Source organism: Thalassoglobus neptunius (genome assembly GCF_007859735.1).
GTDB classification, from domain to species: domain Bacteria; phylum Planctomycetota; class Planctomycetia; order Planctomycetales; family Planctomycetaceae; genus Thalassoglobus; species Thalassoglobus neptunius.
Window position 1 is genome coordinate 2,124,437 of the sequence record NZ_SIHI01000001.1, and the last position, 20,935, is coordinate 2,145,371.

A 20,935-nucleotide genomic window follows, 5' to 3' on the forward strand; every position below is an offset into this window, starting at 1 on the left:
TGACTGGACGAACAAATTGTGATTCTCACGGACGTTCAAAAGACGACCTCACACCTGATTCCAGTCTTCCGAAGAAGAACCGGTTTCCACTCGATGATTGAATGATTGATGGGCTGCAATCGATTAGAGTCGACGACCGACAACATGTTCTGTTGCTAGTCCGACCTGTTCGTCAACCCGTTCGTCCAGAGTCTGCAGTGCAGAGTCCTGGGCTTCACGGATCGCCTGCAGCGCTTCCTCTCGAATTCGCTTCGATTCCTGTTCTGCTTGTGCGAGAATCTCTTGTTTCTGCGTTTCTGCTTCAGACCTCGCGGATGCGATGACTGATTTGACTTGCTCCTGAACTTGTGCGAGTCGGGCTTCCGACTCAGCTCGCAACCGCTCAACTTCAAGCAAAGCGGCTTTGGCTTCGCGTTCAGCGTTGACGACTCGACCTTCTCTCGCGTTCAGGCCCTGAATCAACGGATTCCAGGCAACTGCTCGCATGATGAAGATGAACCCGCCAAACACGACAAGTGTCCACAGGAAGATGTCGAGCTTCGGCTGCACAGGGGGAAGGTTGTAATTCGGCTCTTTCGGGAAGAGCAGCGACGTAATCGGATCTTCTTCTGCTCCGGAACTCGCATGCTCTGTGGAAGTTCCACTCGAAGCATGATCTCCATGATCGGGAGAGTCCGCAGCAAATCCAATCGGCGCCCCAACTCCCAGAACGAGAGTCAGGCACATTACAAACTTCAGGCAGTCACACACGTCGACACCCAGAAACAGGAAACGGTTTCGAAAACACTCGCTGAGCGTGCAGGACTAGGCAAGGACGATTCCGAGAATACAAACGATCAGGGCGAAGAATGTCGCACCTTCGATCAGAGCAGCTGCGAGAAGCATCCCGCCACTGATGTCTTTGGCAGCTTCTGGCTGGCGAGCCATGCTCTCAACAGCAGCAGCACCGATCTTTGCGATTCCGAATCCCGCACCGATCATGACCAGACCGGCACCGAATGCTGGAGTCAGATCGATGAGTGGCTGAGCGACAGCTTCTTGAGCCATTGCAGGAACCGCGAAGAACAAGACAGCAACAGCTGCACACCAAACGACTTGAAAAACGCGAGACACTTGACATCTCCTCATAGGGGTGAATTCGAAACTGAATTCAGTTGAACAGAAACTAACTCATAATGCCGACAAGCGATTAGTGCTCGTGCAGCGACAGTGCGATGAAAATCGTCGACAGGAATGTGAAGACGTAGGCCTGAATAAACGCGACCAGTAACTCCAGCAGTCCCACACCAATCTGTCCGAGAAGACTTCCCGGTGTGACGATAAACCAGGCCCCACTCGTCGCCGCATCGGCGATGAAGGCCAAAATTACGGCAATCACTGTGTGACCGCCCATGATGTTTGCAAAGAGTCGCACGGCAAGAACGCCATGTTTAATAAAGAGCCCACCAGCTTCGATGGCAAAAATCATCGGAACAAGCAGGACTTTGACAGCACCCGGTGCGTCAACATGCGGGACCATGTGAGTCCAGAATCCGACGGGCCCGTGCATTTGGGCTCCGTAGATGAATGTCGCGATGAACGCAGTCAGTGCCAGTGCACCGGTCACGTTAATGCTTGCAGTCGCTGATCCGAACCAAGGGAAAGCCCCGAGGAGGTTGCAGAACAGGATGAAGAAGAAGCAGGACCACAAGAATGGAAGATACTTGTCGGCGGGATGTGTCACTCCGTCAGGCTCGGCGTGATCGCCGTGCGAATCAGTCGGATAAGTCCCGACATGAGAGTGATCGTCGCCTTCATGGTGATGGGGATCACCGATCACCGGGCGAACGACGTTGTCCCGGATGTATAAAGCCAACATTTCCCAGAAGTTCCAGAACCATCCAGTGACGGGATGTCCGTCTTTGGCTCGGTTCGCGACTCCTCGAAAGATAATAATGGCCAGTCCTGCAGCGACTAACTGCAAGACCATATACTTCGTCAACTGGACTCCCATGATCTCCGGCAACGGAATATGGATTCCGAACGGGAGATGGAACTCCGTGAAGTCGTATACGTGATGGAATGTCCCGTGACTGGCTAGCATGTCCGCGAGTCTTCAAGGTTTGATCAGGAGTCCGATTCTGTGGGAACAGATTCCTGAAGAGTTTTCCAAGCGAGCCACGTTTCTACAAAGAGGCCTGCCAGATAAACAACCGTCACTGTCAAAAAAAAACTGAGAGTTTTCAAACTGGGAATCTTCCAGGCGACTAACCCCGCCAGTGTCATTGTCATCCCAACCCTGATCAGTGTGAGGGTGAGGATGGCTCCTGCACCGGAGCCGTGTCGAAACAAGATCCACAACGCAAACAGTCCCGCGGGCATTGCCACGAGTGTTGCGACAATTGTGTCGCTGAAGTTCGATCCCTCGTGTACGCCGAGCAATACCAGTCCCTGAGTGATGAGCCCACAAACTGTGCCGGCGAGGATCATGACTCCGAGGAGCAGCAATTCATTTCGCAGAAAGTCTTTGAATGATTGCTGTGGTGCCTCCAAGGTTTCACAACCTTCGTTCGTTTCTTTTGTTCACCTCGTCGTTTTGCGAGTCAGTTTTTCGACTCGGAACGTGAGGTTGATTCTGTTTTGGGAGTTCGCTGAGACTTACCTGCAAGAACCCCTTGCATCCCGGAGCGGACCAGTCGGAAGAGTTGCCAGCCAACGGCCAGTAACCCAAGTCCGCATCCACCGAGAAGGAAGCCGGGGCTTGTTCCGTACTTCAGGTCCAGCCAGTAACCGACACCGATCAGAAGCCCCATTTCGAGGGACATGGTTGTGATCTGTGACGACCAGTAGAGGAACTTGACGGGAACAATAGATTTGGTTGGCCTCACGATGGAAACACCTTTCCCGAAATGGGTTAATGGGGTTGCCACCTCGCGAAATCATCGCGCGGAGTCTACTTCCGCTGACAACTCAAGTCAAAGCGTTCACGTCGACCGGTGGCAGAATCCCCATTTCTGGTGATATCATAAACGGTGAATGAATATTTCGAGCATTGCCGTTTGACTGTTTTTTCGCCGGATTCGGGGTGTTGTTCATGCCGCAACACGTCGCGTGATCGCTTTTGCTGACGGAATTCGAATTCCTGCTGCTGAGAATCCATGCGGAGAGCTTCTGGGAGGACCCTTCATGCCACACCGTGTATCATCAGGTTCCGGGCCGTATCAGGCTGCGGAATTGCAGAAGATGACGATGGCCGAGTTGCGAGATCTCGCCCGGGGGTTGGAACTCAGTGGGCACTCTCGTCTGAAAAAGTCGGAGCTGGTCGAGCAGGTCAAGAATGCATCGCAGGAGTTGGGCGCACAGGCGGAGAGTTGCGAGGACGAGGATTCTCTCGAAGTAGTTCAGGTCGCGCCTTTCTGGTTGTCCGCAACGTGGTCGGTTTCCGTCAAAACATTGAAACGTGCTGCGGCAGCAATGAAGGAGGACTGGCATCGTTCCGTGTTAGTGTTGCGTCTCTTTCGAGTGCAGCACGAAGATTCCGGCCCTCGGTCTCGCGAACTCGTGAAAGATATTCCTCTCCCGGACGGAACGCGAAAGTGGTTCGTCGAGTTGGATGACCAGACCTTCGCTTGGAAGCTTGAGCTGGGATATCGAGCAGGGGATCGGAAATTCTTCTCGCTCCTGCAGTCGTCGGAAGTCGATGTTCCCGAAAATCAGAAGGATCTGACCCCGCTGGGGGGAGGAGTGTCGGCCGGAACTCAGGTTGAACTGGTCGCTGCCGAACGAAATGGCGACGTGCGGCTGAGGATCTTGGGGGAGTTGTCTCTGAAAGGGGATGTCGGAACGCCCTGCTCGGCCGTTGTGGATGGGGAATATGTTCAGGTTCACGCTGATGAGGGAGTCTTTTACTGGAGTCGACCGCTCGAAAACGGCCGGATGGTGATTCCCGTCGTCGTCGAGTGCGGAAATCAGCGGCAGCGAGCAGTCGTCGCTGTCGATTCCAACGTTCATTATCTGGAAGTGGAACACATTTCCCCGGGTTCGCGAAAATCGACAAAAGACTGAGCGGTGCCGCAACATTCGACATTTGTCTGTCTACAATGTTGCACCACGAATCCACGAATCTTGCAGGTGTCTATCCGTGTCGAAGTCTGAAGCCGAATCAAGCTCTGAAGAAACTCCGTCGTTTTCTGTTGATCATGCCCGTATTGAATCCGCTGTTCGCGAAATTCTGGCAGCTGTCGGGGAAAATCCCGATCGCGAAGGGCTTCTCGAGACCCCTTCCCGCGTCGCAAAGATGTACGCGGAGTTGTTCAGCGGGCTGCATGTCGATCCGGGCCGCCATCTGAAGAAGGTGTTTCAGGAGACGTATGACGAACTGGTGCTTGTGCGCGACATCAGTTTCAATAGCATGTGCGAACATCACCTGCTGCCGTTTCTCGGAGTCGCCCACGTTGGCTACATTCCGCGAGGAAGTGTGGTTGGCTTAAGCAAGCTCGCACGGATTGTCGAGGAAGTGTCGCGGCGCCCGCAGGTTCAGGAGCGCATGACAGAGACGATTGCGAATCTCCTCGAAGAACAGCTTGCACCCAAAGGGGTGATTGTTGTGCTTGAGGCGGAGCATTCGTGCATGTCCATTCGTGGGATTCGTAAACCCGGTTCGTTGACGATCACAAGTGCAGTTCGCGGGTTGTTTCGCAAGAATGAATCGAGTCGTGCAGAAGCCATGGCGTTGATCAACGGCAAGAAATGATTCCCGAATTCTCTCTGAAACTTATTTGTGGGCTCTCGCTGGTCTGGTGTCTGGCGCCTCAGTCTCTCATCACTTCTGGATTCTTTCGTATTCAGATGTTGATCGCATTGGGACTCAGTGTGCTGGCGTTCTTGACCGCTGGCCAGATGCCTGCTGCAGATGTCGGTGAAAATGCAGCTGCGAGAAACATGGCCATCTTCGGGGTTGTGTCCGGAATCCTGTCGTTCTTCGGATCGTTCTACTGGACGCTGGAGCGAAGACGCGTCGGGGCGATCTTCGGCGGGTTGATTGCGGTCTGTTCGTGGCTGTTCCTGATTTCCGTCGTTGTCGGCAGGAGTGCATCTTCAAGTCCGGTCGAGTGGGTTGCCCCGGTGCTCGATGCGGCAAGTTCGGCGATGCTTTTTGGATCGACGACTGCGGCCATGCTTCTCGGGCACTGGTACCTGACAGCGACCGGAATGTCGTTGGCTCCGTTGATACGATTCAATCAGTTCTTTCTCGCGAGCGTCCTGTTTCGGATCGTTGTGGTGGCTACGGTCTCAACTTCGTCTTCCGGAAGCTTTTCCATGAGCGATTCGGGATTGCTCGTCCTTCGGTGGGTTGGGTTGGTGGGACCATTGATCCTTGGGGTTCTCACGCAAAAGATTCTGAAGTACCGCAACACCCAGTCTGCGACAGGAGTTTTGTATGCCGCGACAATCCTTGTGTTCATGGGGGAAATGGCAGCGAGGTTGCTTTCCTCTTCCGTGGAGCATGTCGCTCTCTCCGGTCCTGTTTCTGGCGTGATGTGAAGCAGGCCGCCGGTCCTGTTTTCCTTTTGAATCTCTTCCGCGTGCCTCAGTGTCTCGTCTGATTGTTTTCCCAATTGGACGAATGTCTCGTGAAGTCGACGCTGCGCTGCTTTTCATTAGCATTTCATCCACGTAACATGTTCGGTCTCATGTATTTGACCTACCACTGCCCCAACTGTGATTCACTCAATCAGTCGCCGGAATTGTCCGAAGCGGCCACGCTTGAGTGTGGCCATTGCGACTGGGTTCGCAAAGTGCCGGTTTCTGTCCCTCAGAACAATTCTCCGCCGGACCAATGTCTCCGCTGCGGCAACGAGGACCTGTGGAGGCAGAAAAATTTCTCTCAGGCTCTTGGCCTCGGGTTTGTGGCATTGGCAGCAGTGATCAGCAGCATCGCATGGATGTACTATCGGCCGATTCTCGCGATTTCGATTCTGATGGCATTCGCAGTACTGGATATGATTCTGTATGTCGTCATGCCCGACGTTCTCGTGTGCTATCGGTGTCAAACAAAGCATCACGGAATTGACGTCTCCGGTCACAAGACTTTTGATCATGAACTCGCTGAAAAGTATCGACAGGAAGAAATTCGCTTGAAAGCCTCCCAGTAATTCCGGCGTGAACACTTCGACCCCGGCGTGAACACCTCTCTCTTGGTGATGGACTCCGCGAACAACACAACTTTTGCCAACTGGGGACTCATCTTGAACACTTCTGAGCCAAGCAGACCGGAAACCGGGCAGACCGTCGGAAGAGAGTGACGACTGAATTTTCTGGCGACCCTTCACGAAGTCCTGTTTCCGTTCGAATGCTTCGAATTGACCCACTTTGGACGAACAACAACAACGAATCCTGGATGACTTGAAGAGCGAGTTCAGTGGGGAACTTCGCTTCAACGCAGCTGCGCGCGAAATCTATTCCAGCGATGCCAGCATCTATCAGATCCTTCCGTTGGGGGTGGCTCTCCCTCATTCGACCGAAGATGTCGTTCTGCTCTGTCAGTATGCTTCGGAAAACGATGTCCCGCTGATTCCAAGAGGCGCCGGAAGCGGACTCGCCGGCGGGTGTTTAGGTCGGGGGCTGATCGTTGATTTTTCACGGCATATGAATCGGATTCTTGCTGTTGATGAAGCGACGGTTCGTGTTCAGACCGGAGTCGTCCGCGATCAATTGAATGAGGCTCTTCGCGACCGGGGCATGTATTTCCCTCCGGATCCATCCAACACCGCGGTCACTACGATCGGGGGCATGCTGGCTGTTGATGCGGCCGGTTCGCATGCTGTGCGAGTTGGCTCAATGCGGGACCACGTTCAGAGCATTCAAACGGTTCTAGCCAACGGAACGGTTTTCGAAGCTCGCCGATATCAGGATGTCCTCGCGATTCCGGAACCGGGAGTCGAGGACGAACTCGTCCATCAACTGGGGCTGCTGCTTCAAACCCATGAAGGTCTGATTCGCGAACGGCAACCGCAGCTGATTCGCAACTGTTCCGGTTTTCAGTTGCGCGGAGTTCTGGAAGAGAACGAACTCGATCTTCCCCGACTCCTCGTCGGATCGGAAGGAGCATTGGGGATTTTCACCGAAGCGACGCTTCACATTTCTCCCCGTCCGGAACAGCGTGGAGTTGCACTCTTACTGTTCGAAGACATTGAGTCCTCTGTTCGTGCGATTCAGAAGATTATTCCTCTGCAGCCCAGCGCGTGCGACTTAATGGATCGGCGATTACTGTCGCTGGCCAGAGAATTCGACGAAGACCTCTCTCGATTGATCCCCGAACAGGCGGAAGCAGCGGTTCTCGTCGAGCAGACAGGTTATAGCGAACGGCAGGTCCGTGACCGTCTGCGTGACGTAATGAGTGCCGCGCGGGCGATTGATTCACAGGTCTACGTTGCCAAGGAGTGCTATGACGATCGGGAAGTCGATGCACTCTGGTCGCTTCCGTATCGAGTTGTTCCGTTGTTGACTCGACTTCGTGGGTTAACACGTCCCCTTCCCCTGATCGAAGATATTGCGGTTCCCCCGGATTGTCTGCATGAGTTTCTGACGAAGGCTCAACGGATCTTTCAGAAGTATCGGGTCACGGCAAGCTTGTACGCGCACGCTGCCTCCGGACAGATTCACTTCCGTCCCTTTCTTCCGATTCCGAATAACGAAAACAGTCAGGTTCTCGAATCACTCTCGCGCGATCTTTACGAAACGGTGTTTCAGTTCGGCGGGACAGTCAGCGGTGAGCATGGTAATGGACTGGCACGGACGGCATTCGTTCGCAGCCAGTACGGTCCGCTCTATCGAGTTTTTCAGGAAGTGAAAGATCTTTTCGATCCACATAACCTGATGAATCCGGGGAAGATTCTGAACGACGATCCGCATCTGACAATCCGGGATCTCCGCATCAATCCCGATCCCAAGCAGCAACCGTCTTCACTGGTCAACCTGCAGCTGAACTGGCGGAATGAAGAAATCGTCGATGAACTGTTGCGATGCAACGGATGCGGAAGCTGCAAGGTTGTCAACGACTCAACACGAATGTGTCCATTCTTCGCCGTTGATCCGATGGAAGCGAATTCCCCGCGTGCGAAGGCCAATCTTGTTCGTTCGCTGGTGACGAATTCGCTCGATCCCAAGGCGTTCTCCACTGACGAGGCGAAAGAACTCGCGGACAGCTGTTTCAATTGCAAGCAGTGCCATTTGGAGTGCCCTTCCAATGTCAACATTCCCGCACTTGCCATCGAAGCCAAGGCGCAGTGCGTCAATGCGAATGGACTCTCGCGGGCTGACTGGTATCTGTCGCGTGCTCATTCGTTCGGTCGTTTAGGAGTGGCGATTTCTCCGATCGCGAACTGGTCGCTCGGAAATTCCATGATGAGATGGCTCATCGAAAAACTGCTTGGGATCTCGCGAGCACGCCGATTGCCGCGATTTGCCCGACGTCAGTTTCTGAAGACGTCTTCGTCGTCAAAGCGACAGAATCAGGACCAACTCAACAAGAAAGCGAACATCGTTTACTTCGTCGACTACTTCGCGAACTTTCATGATACGGAACTTGCTGAAGCATTTGTCCGGATTCTGGATCACAATTGCATCCCGGTCCTTGTTCCCAAGGAACAGGTCGCCAGTGGCATGGCGATGATCTGTGCAGGTGATCTCGATGCTGCCCGAGAACTGGCGGAAATCAATGTGAAGGTTTTGTCAGAGGCAGCCCGTGAAGGAAAACAAATCGTCTGCACGGAACCGACGGCGGCTGTCTGCCTGAAAGAGGAGTACCCGCGACTGCTCGATCATCCCGATGCGCTGGTCGTCGCCGAACAAACAATTGATGCCGGGACTTTTCTTCAACAGCTTCATCATCGTGGGGAACTCAAGCAGGATTTTTCGCCGTTTCCTCATCGTGTTGTTCATCACACACCGTGTCATCAACGATACCTGAATCCGACGAATCCGCTCGTCGAGCTTTTAAGGCTGATCCCTGAACTGACCGTTGAAGAGATCGAAAAAGGGTGTTCGGGAATGGCGGGAACTTTCGGGATGACCGCGACGAACTTCGAGAAGTCCCTCGAGTTCGGAAGCGAATTGATTCTGGAGATGCAGCGAAGCGATCTCGAATTTGGCGCGACCGAATGCAGCAGCTGTCAGTTTCAAATGTTGCAGGAGTCTTCGGTTCCCACTCTTCACCCATTAAAATTGATGGCACTTGCGTACGGATTGATGCCTTCGCTTAAGAACAAACTGACTCCCTCTCGCAACAAACGGTTGTTGACAACATGAGTGTTTCCGTCCTTCTATTTGCTCGCGCATCGGACCTTGCCGGGACGTCGTCAACCGAGTTGGAATTTGATGAGAACCCGACAGTGGCCGAGTTCAAGCTTGCGCTGACGCAGCAATTTCCTCAATTGGAAGTGTTGTCGAAACAACTTCTTGTGGCGGTGAACAACAATTATGTGCAGGACGGAGATGCCATTCCCGACAATGCGGAGGTTGCTTGCTTTCCTCCAGTGAGCGGAGGTTAGAGCAAGTTGCTCTAACCTGTGCACTCGCTTGAGCTTTTTCATCAGGTAAAAGGCCGAGTTTGCTCGTGCGAGTGAGTGCACACCAAAACTGAAAATGCTCTAGTGGCTGTGAGTCTTCAATTCATCGACAGGGTTTGGTGAGATGTCATTCAATGAAAGCGATTGCTGGATCGAACTGGTCGATCAACCGATTGACGTGAGTGTCGTTCAAGAGTTCGTCACGACACGTTCTGCGGGGGCCGTCGTGTTGTTTCTGGGAACGGTTCGTGAAATGACCGGAGAACGGCAGACCGTCGCTCTCGACTATCAGGCGTACCCGGAGATGGCAGTCGCGAAGATGCAAGAGATCGCGTCAGAAGCCAAAGAGAAATGGCCCATTCAAAAGGTTGCGCTGATTCATCGAACTGGACGGCTTGAGCTTGCGGAAGCAAGTGTCGTGGTCGGAGTCAGTACGCCTCACCGAGGTGACTCTTTCGCTGCGGGGCAGTTTTTGATTGACGAGCTGAAGGTGCGGGTTCCCGTTTGGAAACGCGAAAACTGGGTTGACGGAACGACCGAATGGGTGCATCCCGGCGCTGACTCCGGTCTTCCCGCCAGCGAATCTCCCGAATCGTAGGAGCGATGATACTGGTCTTCGCGAATTCGCAACAGCGATTCACACGAAGACCATGCTGAGCAATCAATTCAATCGCACGGGGAAATTCGAACTGCCCTATTCGGCAGCTTCTCGACCCAGGTATTTGCCGGTTTCGGCATCGATTCGTACTCGCTCACCTTCGCTGATGAAGGCCGGAACCTGAATCTCGGCACCGGTTTCGACTTTCGCCGGCTTCGTGACGTTGGTCGCTGTGTTCCCTTTGGCGGCGGGTTCAGTGTAGGTCACTTCCAGAATGACGTGCTTCGGAGGAGTGACGCTGATGAGTTGTTCATTCCAATACAACAGGCCGCACGGTTCCCCTTCTTTGACGAACCGGAGTTGTTCTTCACCGACCTCTTTGGCCAGGCTGACCTGCTCGAAGCTTTCGTTGTCCATGAAGATGTAGCTGGAACCGTCGAAGTAGGAGTACAAGCCGTCTGCGTTTTTGATATCGGCTGCTTCGAGGCTGTCGCCACTGCGATAGGTGATGTCGAGCAAGCTGCCGGTCAGAAGATTTCGGAGCTTTGTTTTGTAAAGCGCCTGGCCCTTACCTGGCTTGACGAACTTGTAGTCGATCATTTCGTAAGGAGACCCTTCGACAATGACTTTTACTCCCTTCTTGAAATCACCGGCATTAATCTGTGGCATTGGAGTTTTTCCATTCAATCGCTAACTTGACTTCGGCAGGCCAGTTGGAACCATTTCTCAGGGAAGAATCTCACTTCCTGAATGCAACGTCACCGAGCCTAATTTTGCGGAGGAGAATAGCACATGCCAGTCACTGGGGAAACGTTGACACCCCTCAATCCCAAAGTGCATGTTTCCTCAATCGGCCAATCTCAATCGAAAGCTGAAGTTTCGACCTGGCAACAAGAACTGGCCAGCGCCGTCCGCACTCCCGAAGATCTCTGTTCCCGGCTCGGTTTGTCCATCGAAAGTGTTTCCTCCAAAGCTTCCGAGACGTTCCCGGTCGTCGTGACGGAGAGTTTTCTGAAGCGAATGGAGGTCGGCAACCCCCGCGATCCGCTCTTGCTGCAAGTCTTGCCCGTTGCAGAGGAAGAACAATCGGCCACGGGATTTGTCAGTGATCCAACGGGTGATCTGCAAGCTCAGTCAACCGAAGGCCTCCTGAGGAAATACACAGGGCGAGCGCTCCTCGTCTTGACCGGAACTTGCGCGATTCACTGTCGATATTGCTTCCGTCGGGAGTTTCCCTATGACCTTGCTCCCAAGAGTCTCGCTGCCTGGGAACTCGCCTTCGAAGAAATCGCAGCGGATGAAACATTGAGTGAGGTCATTTTAAGCGGAGGAGACCCTCTCGTTTGGAATGACCACAAATTGCAACAACTGGTCGATCGCATCGAACAGATCCCGCACGTGCAGCGGCTAAGAATTCATTCGCGAATTCCGATCGTTCTTCCCAACCGAATCACAGAGGAATTGATTCAAACTCTTCACAACACCCGATTGCAGGTGGTGATGGTCATCCATTCGAATCATCGGAATGAGCTTCAGGGAGACTGTCTGGATCAGATCACGCGTCTTCAGCAACAGGGAATTCCGCTGCTGAATCAAGCGGTTTTGCTCAGAGGAATCAATGATTCGGTCGAAGCACTGGTTGATTTATGCGAGCACTGTGCCAACTTCGGCGTCATGCCGTACTATCTGCATCAACTCGATCGGGTTTCCGGGGCCAGCCATTTCGAAGTCCCGATGGAAGAAGGTAAGCAGCTTGTTGACGAATTGAGAAAACGACTCCCGGGATATGCTGTTCCCAGATATGTGCAGGAAGTTCCCGGTGCCCTTTCGAAACAACCCATCGAATAAAGCAGCGATCCATTGTCCACTTTGGAAACCCTTCTTCGCGAATTCGCACGAGCGTGCAGGACGAAAACTCTGTTCAATCGCTGAGACGCATTCAACGGCAAACGCAGCCTGTTTTCAGATCGCAGCCATGTGACAACAATGTGTTGATGGCAATTTGATGGATCAAGAGTAAAGTTCCCTCCTCCTTGCCTTCCTGATTTTCGGATTCGATTCCCCCATGACAACTTCTGAGACCGCCGAGGACTCTTCAGTCAGAAGTCCGAGCGATTTGCGGGCGGACCATCAACCGATGGGGCCGGTTTCAGTCTTTCTCGCACTGATGACGATCACTCTTTGGGGCGGAACAGCTGTTGCGAACCAAGTCGCAATCGATGTCTTTCCTCCACTGTTCGTGGGCGTTTTGCGGTTTGGCCTCGCTGCAATTTTCATGGTGTTCTGGTGTCGAATCGACGGAACACCAGTTTTTCTGACAGGTCGACAGTTGTGGCTCTCATCACTCGTCGGAGTGTTGATGTTCGTTCAAATCGCCACGTTCAATTATGGGACGGCGATTTCGAATGCGTCGCACGCGACGGTTCTCGTCAACAGCTACATCTTCTGGGTGGCAATCTACGAAGGCTGGGTCCGTCGATCCGTTCGATTTCGATGGTGGCAAGTCTTCGGATTGTTTCTGGCTGGCTCCGGGGTGTTGCTGCTTGTCGGAAATGCGAACAACGAGTCTCTTTCCGAAATGGATCAGCCGACGCTTTGGGGAGATCTGATTCTCGCCTCAAGCGGTTTTGTGCTGGCGATCAAAATTCTGCTCGTGAAGAAGGCTGTTCAGGAAGTCCCGCCGACGTCGATGATTCTCTGGCACGACATCGTTGGGACAGCACTCCTCTTCGTGCTGAGTGTGTTTACTGAAACTCCGACTGGGAAACCAATTACGACCGATGCGGTGATCGCGATTCTCTATGGGGGCATTGCAGTTTCCGGGGCCTGTTTTGCAATCAATGCGATGTTGCTGCAAAAACATGGTGCCTCGCAAGTCTCTGTGTTTAGTTTTGGAACACCACTTGTTGGAATCTTGCTGGCGTACTTTATACGAGGTGATCATTTGTCCCGGTGGTTGGTCACTTCAGGTCTCTTCGTTGCAGCGGGAATCTATCTCGTGAATCGAAATCGTCCCTTCAAAAAGTGATCGATGTTGCATTTTGCCAACGTCAAATCGCTGCAATTGATGCATCAGGTCAACACAATTCGCGAGCTGCGGACTCGGTCAAAGAGTTCAAATTCTCTGTAACACGCATCACTGAATAGCTTTGTGTTCAATTCCCTTGACGAATTCTGGCCTCGGTTTTCGATGTGGCCCCTTCCTTGCGTTATTCGGCAAACACCACCTGATTGCCAACGACACAAGTTTAGACCAGGCAGCATCGAGACCTATGGCGGAACGCAAGTACACACACGGCCTGACGATCACCGAGAATGATGATGTGACCATCATCGGAATCGGGAAAATGGAAATCTGGGATGGTGCCGACCTTTCCCTGCTGCGTGATTCCATCGTGCAACTGGTCAACGAAGACCACATCGGCCAGATCGGGGTCGATATGAAATTCGTACAGCATGTGCCCAGCGGCTTCTTTGGAATGCTGTTCGACTGGCACGAACGCGGAATACGGGTCACTCTTCATCGCCCTCGCGCCCGTGTCTGCCAAATGTTGTGGTTTCGGAAGTTCTTCCTCCCGGATGGAGACGGCAAGTTCGTACTTCATGACGGCGAAGGTGTGAATGAGGTCGTCGACGAAGATCTCTGGTCGCAAAACGACACTTTTCATCGTGAAAGTTTTTCACTTTTAGAATCCAGCCGCTGATTTCCCCTGAGTTTCGCCGATAAAGTCGAATGGCATTATTAGGAAGAAGTCTCTAACCTATCCCAGTGAGACACTTCTAAATTCAAGTCACGACGACAAGTAGACGATGTCGACGAATACTCCATACCCCCCATTTCGCCCACACCCACTCGTGGTTGGTGGTCATCTCCAAACGATCTTCGGCGCGTGGATTAGCGGGACGCAAAAGTCTCGTGAAATCTCCATTCGACGCCATATCGAATTGGACGACGGTGACCAATTGGTCTTGATGGATGACTTCCCTGCCAGTCGCTGGAAGGACGGGGATCCCGTTGCAGTGCTGCTGCACGGTTTGGGAGGGTCTGCTGAATCCCCTCATATTCGAAGAATCGCACAGAAGCTTCGCGAACAGGGCGTCAGAACATTCCGACTCAATTTGCGAGGATGCGGAGCTGGCGAAGGGCTTTCAAAGAATCTCTACCACGCTGGTCGGTCGGAAGACCTGCAATCGGCAATGGAGGTCATCTCTCAACTCTGTCCAGGTTCTCAAGTCTTTCTCGCTGGGTTCTCGCTCGGTGGAAATATCGTCCTGAAATGGTTGGGAGAACATTCCGAGACAGCTGATTCGCTCGTGGACCGGGCCATTGCGGTCAACCCACCAGTCGACCTCGGAGCCTGCACAGCTGCAGTTCAACGTCGGGCTTTCGGATTTTACGATCGCTATTTCGCAAAGATGATGTTTCGACAGCTTTGCAATTCGTTCGATAAATCCCTCATCGCCAACGCGATCGACGCGCCTCGACGGATCATCTGCTTCGACGAAGCCTTCACGGCTCCGCGATCAGGATTCCGGAGTGCCGCACATTACTATGATGCCTGTAGTGCCGCTCCGTATATTTCACGCATCAATGTTCCGACAATGATCCTTTCGGCTGAGGATGATCCGCTCATCCCGGTCAAGATTCTTCACGACCTGACTCGCCCTTCAGCAGTTGAACTGCACATCGCCGAGTCCGGTGGCCATCTCGGATACTTCGGTTGCACGGGTGATGATCCTGACCGATGGTGGGCCGACTGGCGCGTTATCGATTGGTTCACGAGAGAATCAAGCGAAACGCGGCTGAAGTTCGCTGCCTGAAGAGTCTGAATTGCCGATTGGCTCAGCTCCGGGTTCCATTCCTTCGCCAGCTACCAGCGTTCAACCGGTCCGTTGGGAACCTTCAAGAGTGCGGTCGGAACGGTTGCAACTCGTTCTCCATGACGCTCGGCGACCTGTTCGACAATCTCATTGAATTCTTCAATTGATTCGAAGCGGCGCAGTCGATCTTCAAGATCTTCCGGGATGCCGAGCCGCTGTCCGTACCAGCCGACGAACTTGCGAAACAGGATGCAGCTATAGTCTTCGTGCTGTTCACACATCAGTGTGAAATGTCGCTTCAAAAACTCGATCTGATCATTCCGCGACGGTTCAAACGGCTCAAGACCGCGTGCCTGATCGGCCAGTTTCCGGAAAATCCACGGGTCGAGAATGGCGCCGCGTCCGATCGCAACCGCAGCACAACCGGTTTGTTGTCGCATTGCAATCGCATCTTCCGGGGTACGAACGTCACCGTTTCCAACGATCGGGATCGACTGAACCGCTTCGACCGTCTTTCGAATTCCGTCGAGGTCGACGCTTCCGTGAAACCCCTGTTGCCGTGTTCGACCATGAATGGTGATGGCCTTGAGCCCACACTGCTCGAACTCGCGTGCGAGTGCCGGTGCGGTCAGGTGATCGCGGTCCCAGCCCAGCCGCATTTTGACAGTGACAGGAACGGACACCGCTTCGACGACCTGAGAGACTGCTGTGCATGCTCCGTCGACATCACACATCAATCGGGCTCCCCCGCCGGAGCTGTTGATCTTCGCCATCGGACAGCCCATGTTGATATCAATTCCCTGATATCCACGATCTTCCAGCCACTTCGCAGCCTTCACCAGTTCGGCAGTGATCCCGGAGAAGATCTGTACCGAAAGCGGCTGATCGCTCTCACACGTGGCCACCAGTTGTTGTGACTTTCGACTCTTCGCCACAAGCTGTGATGCGAGGACAAGGTCCGTTGTCGCAAGGCCCAACCCGCCCAATTCACGGATAACTCGACGAAATGCCAGGTGTGTATAGCCAGCGAGCGGCGCCAGAAAATAGCGGGAAGGAATACGCCGATTTCCGATATCAATCGGCGATTCGTCAGTTTCTGAGGAGGCGGCAAGTGACACGAGCGAGACTAATTTCTGCAACGAAATGTGGGAACCAGCCCGCACACTATGTCACAGAACCGGGTGAGATCAACTCGTCGGCCAATCGCTGGCGAATTTCATCCCGGACGCGGCGAAACTCTTGCATCTTTCCTTCGTCGCTTCCTGTCGCATAAGCAGGGTCATCGAAGGGCCAGTGCCAGCGTTCAACGTCGCCCGGAAAGAGTGGGCATTCCTTCTCCGCAGCGGAACAAACACTGATGATCAAATCGGGAGGCGTTCCTTCGGGAGGAAGGAATTCGTTGATGTGCTTGCTTGACTGTTGCGAGATGTCGACGCCTAGCTCATTCATCGCTTCGACCGCCATGGGATGAACGTATCCCGCTGGCTTCGCACCCGCTGAAAGAGAATCAAACCGGTCGGAAGCGAGTTCGCGGAGGATTCCCTCTGCCATTTGGCTGCGACAGGAATTTCCGGTGCACAAAAAAAGAACCCGTTGGCGTTTCATTTCGATCCTTCAATCGAAGTTCGGTCCAATCTGATGTCGCACCGAAGTCTAAACTGCTATTTCTCGCTCGGCGATCTGCCTGGAACACCACAATGATGCGGTTCGGTGATTTTTCTGTCAAAAGCAGATGAGAGAATGGGGAAGATCCGGAAGTGGGGACATCACGGGGCGGTCTTTGGGGACTGTTTGACGAGTTCGACCATCTCGACCCCGAGTGCCTGACCGATGCGGGTAAGAATCTTTGCACTCCCGAGATAGTGGTAACCGCGATCTGATCCAACGTTGTAGTACTCAGTCCATTGCGGAGTCTTCCAGACTTCACGTTCTGCCAGCTCGGCCGTTTCCGAGTCCCAGAATTCGACGGTGGGGACAAAGGCGACATTGTCGAGTGACTCTGCGGCCGCTCTTTGAGCAGCTTGAAAATCGCCTCGTTTTCCATTCGCTCCAAGTTCTCCAATGACGACCGGCAGGTCCGGAGCTGACAGGTCTCTTCGAAGATCCTCGATCATCGTCGCGAGTCGGACTGTGTACTGCTGGTACTTTTCCTCGCGCTGTTCACGATCGACCATGTCGTTCCAGCCTTGAAACCACACGAATCCGGACAACTCGTAAGTTCTCGATTTCCCAGCGTCCGGAAACAATTGGTCCGCGGAATCAAGGACCTCGGAGACGTGCTCAAGCATGAGACGATAATCTTTCCCGTAGGACTGCTGGACCTCTTCCAGTGTCGCCATTGGATTTCGACGCTGCGCTCGTTCGAGATCCGCTTGAAGTTGTTCAGCGTCGGGTTGTTTGGAACTCGGTGAGAGAAAATCTCTTCGAACGCTTCGTCCTCCCCAGCAAGTCTTAATGAGAAGAACCTGCTCATCGAACGCTTCGCCGACGACCCATCCGAAGCCAAGCTCCGGTCCGATTTTGAACTCGCGTGCTCCGAATCCCGGTTTCAGGCTTCCGGATCGGGGGCCGTCAGTCGTCCAGACCCAGACATCATTGCGTTGCGTCCAGAGACCGTCTTTGTCTTTCCAGTGTTGATATTCTTTGGCTGTCTCCGAATTGTAGATGAGGTACTCGAGAGTGCGCAGCGATGCGTGTCCCTGCATGTTTGACTGTCCGGCCAGAATGAAGACTTTGACGGGACCTTCTTTCGAAGCTGGCCACGGATCTTTGTTAAACGCTGACTCAGGGGTTTGAGCCAATATCAATGGAGACCACAGACAGCCCAAAATGAAGACGATCAAACCGATGTGCAATCGGGATCTGGAGAAGCTCAGAGCATCGAGTTGGAACATTGATGCATTCCCTGGTTGATCAGAGGAGAGGATGCGGTCCTGAGATGAAACATTCGCGAACTCAGCATAACATCGAAGAGATCCGATGACGATCAATGCCTTCGAAATGCAGACACAGATGACTTCCAATCGATTCTATCTTCTGATGCGCATTTCTCTGTTCCTGATTGGTCTCTTCGCAATCGCTGTCATCTCGGTTGTCATGTTCACGCGAACTTATTCACTCGATCGCGCTCAGCAAGCCTTTCGAAACAAGGACTTCCCCAAGGCCCAGCGACTGACCGAACAGCTTCTCAAAGCGTCTCCTGAAAATCAAATTGCTCAGGCACTGTTGGCTGCTTCGCTCTTCGAACAGGGACGCAGCCAAGCAGCGCTGACGCAGCTTTCTCCTGGAAGCGAATCGCAGACCTTGCCGTATCTTGATGTTGTCAGAAGCGAGGTGTTGGTCAAGCTTGGCCGACTCGACGAAGCTCAAGAGATTCTGGAATCGCTCCTCGAACGACAACAGCTGAATCAATCGGGTGGGTTTCTCCTTCTTCAAATCTATCAACGGCAAAGTCGGTCCTTCGAAGCGTTTCAGCTCGCTCGACGACTCCATCAGGGAAGATTCATCAATTCCAAGACGTTGGTCTCGGCAGTTGGGCTTGGCGAGATGACCGAGGATACGAGGCTCGTTTCGATGTCAATCGAGAGCCAACCGGACGGGCAATTGGTCAACCGGTTGAGTCTCGCGCACGATGCACTTCAACGAAGTCTTCCCGAGAGCGCATTGGACCTGTTTCGAAACGTTGCTGCAGATCATCCAGAACTGGGAGATGCACAAGGAAGAATTGGCCAACTGGTGCTGGAACTGCGTCCTCATGAGTTCCCCACGTGGCATGCGGCACTTCCTGTCGCATGTGCAGACCATCCGGAAGTTTGGATGGCCAGAGGGCTTGGATGCGAGGCAGTCGGTGAGATCGAACAATCGAGGTATTGCTACACGCGGGTCTTGAGTCGTCAGCCTCGCCACCTGCGAGCGACGGAACGACTCGCTGAACTGCTCGGCAATTACCCGAATCCAGGCCTCGTTTCAGAAGCGGAAGAACGAGCTCGAATTCTCCGCCAACTATCCGGGCTGTTGAGCGAGTTCCAATCTCGTTTCGATCAACAAACAGTGAAAGCCATTCAGCAGTCATTGCGGCAACTCGGCGATCCGCTATTGGCGATTCTCTGGGAACGAGCAAAGCCCTGGTCAGACGAAGCGGTCGATTGGATTTCACTTAATCCCTCTGTACTGCTTCTGAAAATCTCCAGTGATCCTAAAGGGCCATTCGTGGAGAGTCTTCGCAATTCGTTCGTATTACAGAACGAAATCGACTGGTTGAAGACTTTTGCTCCATTGGCGGATCTCCAAGGGGATCAGCCGCAGAGACCGGTTGAGATTCGGTTCGAAAACGTCGCTGAGGAAGCTGGCATCAATCTCACATACGACAACGGTTCCCGATCGCCCAATCCCTTAAGTCATCTCGTGGAGACGACGGGCGGCGGAGTCGCGGTGATTGATCTCGATGCTGACGGGTGGCCGGACTTGGCGTTAGCTCAAGGAAACGATTGGCGGAATTCCGATCTTGAAACTCAGCGCGTGGATCGGCTCTTTCGTAATCTCGGAAACGGAAGATTTGCCGACGTGACGTCTCAGACCGGTCTCGCTTCGGCGGGTTACACTCAAGGGATCACAGCTGCCGATTTCAACTGTGATGGATTGATGGATTTGTACATCTGCACGTTGCGAGGAAATCATCTGTTCGAAAACCTTGGCGATGGCACATTTGCCGACGTTACCGAACTGTCTCAAACAGCGGGGGATGACTGGTCGATCAGCGCTGGGTTCGGAGATCTCAGCGGAGACGGTCTCCCGGATCTTTATGTCGTGAATTATCTGGACCGTGATTCTGTGCTTAGGGGCTCATGTGTTTCTCAAGGGAGCCCGCGTGCCTGTCCTCCGACTGCTTTTGCGGCGGCTGGGGATGTCTTCTATTTGAATCTCGGCGACGGCCGATTCAGAGATGTGACCAATCTGGCTGGGTTCGACGGTCAGGATGGAAAGGGGATGGGGCTAATCATTGCGGACATTGACGAGAGTCAATCGCTCGACTTGTTTGTCGCCAACGACACGACCCCCAACTTCTTCTATGAACGTGCTGAAATCACCGATTCTGGGATTCCGAAGTATCAGGAAAACGGAGTTCTGGCAGGTGTGGCGACGGACGGAGCGGGACGGACGCAATCTTCGATGGGCATTGCGACAGGTGACGTGAACGGCGACGAGCAGCTTGATTTGTTCGTGACGAACTTTTACGGAGAGTCAAACACGCTCTATTCGCAGTCGAGCGAGTCGGGGTTTGCCGATGAGACCTCAGCATTCGGATTACGAGAGCAAAGCCTGCCGGTACTTGGGTTCGGAACGCAATTCCTCGACGCCGATCTTGATGGCGACCTCGATCTCTTCATCGCCAACGGGCATATCGACTGGTCATTCGCAACCGGCGAACCCGACCGAATGACAGCTCAGTTCTTTGAGAATACCGGTGGAGGTGTTTTTCATCGGCTTTCTTCCGAAACTCTTGGGGCGTATTTTCAGAAGCCGGGTTTCGCGAGAGCGGTTGCAACTGTTGACTTCAACCGTGATGGGCTTCGCGACGTCGCGGTCACGCATATCGACGACCCATTCGCGCTCCTGGAGAATCGTTCGACGAAGCTGGGAAACTGGTTTCGCATTCGATTGATTGGAACTCGAAGTGATCGGAACGCTGTTGGAACGACGATCAAGGCGCACTTCGATGAGCAGACACTGACAGCGTGTGTGACTTCGGGAGATGGATATGCCTGCTCGAACGAAAAGACGATTCAGTTGGGATTGAGTGATGCGGAGCGGATCGAACGGCTCGTCGTTCGCTGGCCCGGCGGACTCGTTCAGGAGTTCGCAGATGTCTCCGGGAATCAGGAATGGATCTGTGTCGAGGGGCAACCGGTCCTGCTGTCGAGTGATTCGGGAACGACGGAACGCCCAGTTGAATAGACGGCAACGGCCA

21 protein-coding genes are annotated in these 20,935 nt (G+C 53.4%); 11 read left to right on the forward strand and 10 right to left on the reverse strand.

Going from position 1 to position 20,935, the window contains the following annotated elements; genetic code table 11:
- Positions 1–123: 123 nt before the first annotated feature.
- The 5 genes from KOR42_RS08340 to KOR42_RS08360 all read right to left on the reverse strand — a co-directional run bounded on the left by KOR42_RS08340 (position 124) and on the right by KOR42_RS08360 (position 2,909).
- Positions 124–726 carry an ATP synthase F0 subunit B gene (locus tag KOR42_RS08340; protein WP_146508738.1) on the reverse strand — a complete coding sequence of 201 codons (603 nt, stop codon included), beginning with the start codon at positions 724–726 and terminating at the stop codon, positions 124–126.
- A gap of 78 nt (positions 727–804) precedes the next feature.
- Positions 805–1,113: an ATP synthase F0 subunit C gene (locus KOR42_RS08345; protein ID WP_231740787.1), complete on the reverse strand. Its 309-nt coding sequence runs from the start codon at positions 1,111–1,113 to the stop codon at positions 805–807.
- A 76-nt stretch (positions 1,114–1,189) separates the two neighbouring features.
- Positions 1,190–2,083, reverse strand: a complete 894-nt coding sequence (gene atpB / locus KOR42_RS08350) for a F0F1 ATP synthase subunit A (protein ID WP_146508740.1) — start codon at positions 2,081–2,083, stop codon at positions 1,190–1,192.
- A gap of 23 nt (positions 2,084–2,106) precedes the next feature.
- Complete coding sequence (locus tag KOR42_RS08355; protein WP_146508742.1) at positions 2,107–2,532, reverse strand: hypothetical protein; 426 nt, start codon at positions 2,530–2,532, stop codon at positions 2,107–2,109.
- Positions 2,533–2,582: 50 nt separating this feature from the next.
- Positions 2,583–2,909 (reverse strand): AtpZ/AtpI family protein, encoded by a 327-nt coding sequence (locus KOR42_RS08360; protein WP_146508744.1) that lies wholly within the window; start codon positions 2,907–2,909, stop codon positions 2,583–2,585.
- Positions 2,910–3,165: 256 nt separating this feature from the next.
- Here KOR42_RS08360 and KOR42_RS08365 point away from each other — a divergent pair, with 256 nt between their 5' ends.
- From KOR42_RS08365 to KOR42_RS08395, 7 genes are all read left to right on the forward strand, one after another.
- Positions 3,166–4,044 carry a DUF4912 domain-containing protein gene (locus KOR42_RS08365; protein WP_146508746.1) on the forward strand — a complete coding sequence of 293 codons (879 nt, stop codon included), beginning with the start codon at positions 3,166–3,168 and terminating at the stop codon, positions 4,042–4,044.
- A gap of 76 nt (positions 4,045–4,120) precedes the next feature.
- Entirely contained in the window at positions 4,121–4,732 is a 612-nt protein-coding gene (gene folE / locus KOR42_RS08370; RefSeq protein ID WP_197440983.1) for a GTP cyclohydrolase I FolE, read from the forward strand.
- On the forward strand, positions 4,729–5,523 hold the full coding sequence (locus tag KOR42_RS08375; RefSeq protein WP_146508750.1) for a hypothetical protein: 795 nt from the start codon (positions 4,729–4,731) through the stop codon (positions 5,521–5,523). The genes folE and KOR42_RS08375 overlap by 4 nt, the downstream gene beginning before the upstream one ends.
- 89 nt (positions 5,524–5,612) lie before the next feature.
- The gene (locus KOR42_RS08380; RefSeq protein ID WP_231740788.1) at positions 5,613–6,134 is read left to right on the forward strand and encodes a hypothetical protein; all 522 of its coding nucleotides are present in this window, start codon (positions 5,613–5,615) and stop codon (positions 6,132–6,134) included.
- A 217-nt stretch (positions 6,135–6,351) separates the two neighbouring features.
- Positions 6,352–9,288 (forward strand): anaerobic glycerol-3-phosphate dehydrogenase subunit C, encoded by a 2,937-nt coding sequence (locus tag KOR42_RS08385; RefSeq protein ID WP_146508754.1) that lies wholly within the window; start codon positions 6,352–6,354, stop codon positions 9,286–9,288.
- Positions 9,285–9,530 carry a MoaD/ThiS family protein gene (locus tag KOR42_RS08390; RefSeq protein ID WP_146508756.1) on the forward strand — a complete coding sequence of 82 codons (246 nt, stop codon included), beginning with the start codon at positions 9,285–9,287 and terminating at the stop codon, positions 9,528–9,530. The genes KOR42_RS08385 and KOR42_RS08390 overlap by 4 nt, the downstream gene beginning before the upstream one ends.
- Positions 9,531–9,672: 142 nt before the next feature.
- On the forward strand, positions 9,673–10,146 hold the full coding sequence (locus tag KOR42_RS08395; RefSeq protein ID WP_146508758.1) for a molybdenum cofactor biosynthesis protein MoaE: 474 nt from the start codon (positions 9,673–9,675) through the stop codon (positions 10,144–10,146).
- A gap of 96 nt (positions 10,147–10,242) precedes the next feature.
- On the opposite strand, the gene efp is transcribed toward KOR42_RS08395, so the two are convergent.
- Positions 10,243–10,815 carry an elongation factor P gene (gene efp, locus KOR42_RS08400; protein WP_146508760.1) on the reverse strand — a complete coding sequence of 191 codons (573 nt, stop codon included), beginning with the start codon at positions 10,813–10,815 and terminating at the stop codon, positions 10,243–10,245.
- Between the two features lie 123 nt (positions 10,816–10,938).
- On the opposite strand from efp, the gene epmB reads away from it, so the two are divergent.
- Both epmB and KOR42_RS08410 read left to right on the forward strand, forming a co-directional pair.
- Positions 10,939–11,994, forward strand: a complete 1,056-nt coding sequence (epmB, locus tag KOR42_RS08405) for an EF-P beta-lysylation protein EpmB (protein WP_146508762.1) — start codon at positions 10,939–10,941, stop codon at positions 11,992–11,994.
- A 217-nt stretch (positions 11,995–12,211) separates the two neighbouring features.
- Complete coding sequence (locus KOR42_RS08410; protein WP_146508764.1) at positions 12,212–13,174, forward strand: DMT family transporter; 963 nt, start codon at positions 12,212–12,214, stop codon at positions 13,172–13,174.
- Positions 13,175–13,394: 220 nt separating this feature from the next.
- Here KOR42_RS08410 and KOR42_RS08415 read toward each other — a convergent pair whose 3' ends face one another.
- On the reverse strand, positions 13,395–13,814 hold the full coding sequence (locus KOR42_RS08415; RefSeq protein ID WP_146508766.1) for a hypothetical protein: 420 nt from the start codon (positions 13,812–13,814) through the stop codon (positions 13,395–13,397).
- 142 nt (positions 13,815–13,956) lie between these two features.
- Here KOR42_RS08415 and KOR42_RS08420 point away from each other — a divergent pair, with 142 nt between their 5' ends.
- Positions 13,957–14,967, forward strand: coding sequence for a YheT family hydrolase (locus KOR42_RS08420; protein ID WP_146508768.1), 1,011 nt, complete (start codon positions 13,957–13,959; stop codon positions 14,965–14,967).
- A gap of 50 nt (positions 14,968–15,017) precedes the next feature.
- Here the strand turns inward: KOR42_RS08420 and KOR42_RS08425 are convergent, their stop codons facing one another.
- The 3 genes from KOR42_RS08425 to KOR42_RS08435 all read right to left on the reverse strand — a co-directional run bounded on the left by KOR42_RS08425 (position 15,018) and on the right by KOR42_RS08435 (position 17,861).
- Positions 15,018–16,085, reverse strand: a complete 1,068-nt coding sequence (locus tag KOR42_RS08425; RefSeq protein ID WP_146508770.1) for a tRNA dihydrouridine synthase — start codon at positions 16,083–16,085, stop codon at positions 15,018–15,020.
- A 46-nt stretch (positions 16,086–16,131) separates the two neighbouring features.
- Positions 16,132–16,572: an arsenate reductase ArsC gene (locus KOR42_RS08430; protein WP_146508772.1), complete on the reverse strand. Its 441-nt coding sequence runs from the start codon at positions 16,570–16,572 to the stop codon at positions 16,132–16,134.
- Positions 16,573–16,733: 161 nt separating this feature from the next.
- Complete coding sequence (locus KOR42_RS08435) at positions 16,734–17,861, reverse strand: sialate O-acetylesterase (RefSeq protein WP_146508774.1); 1,128 nt, start codon at positions 17,859–17,861, stop codon at positions 16,734–16,736.
- An 85-nt stretch (positions 17,862–17,946) separates the two neighbouring features.
- On the opposite strand from KOR42_RS08435, the gene KOR42_RS08440 reads away from it, so the two are divergent.
- On the forward strand, positions 17,947–20,922 hold the full coding sequence (locus KOR42_RS08440) for an FG-GAP-like repeat-containing protein (protein ID WP_146508777.1): 2,976 nt from the start codon (positions 17,947–17,949) through the stop codon (positions 20,920–20,922).
- Positions 20,923–20,935 lie beyond the last annotated feature (13 nt).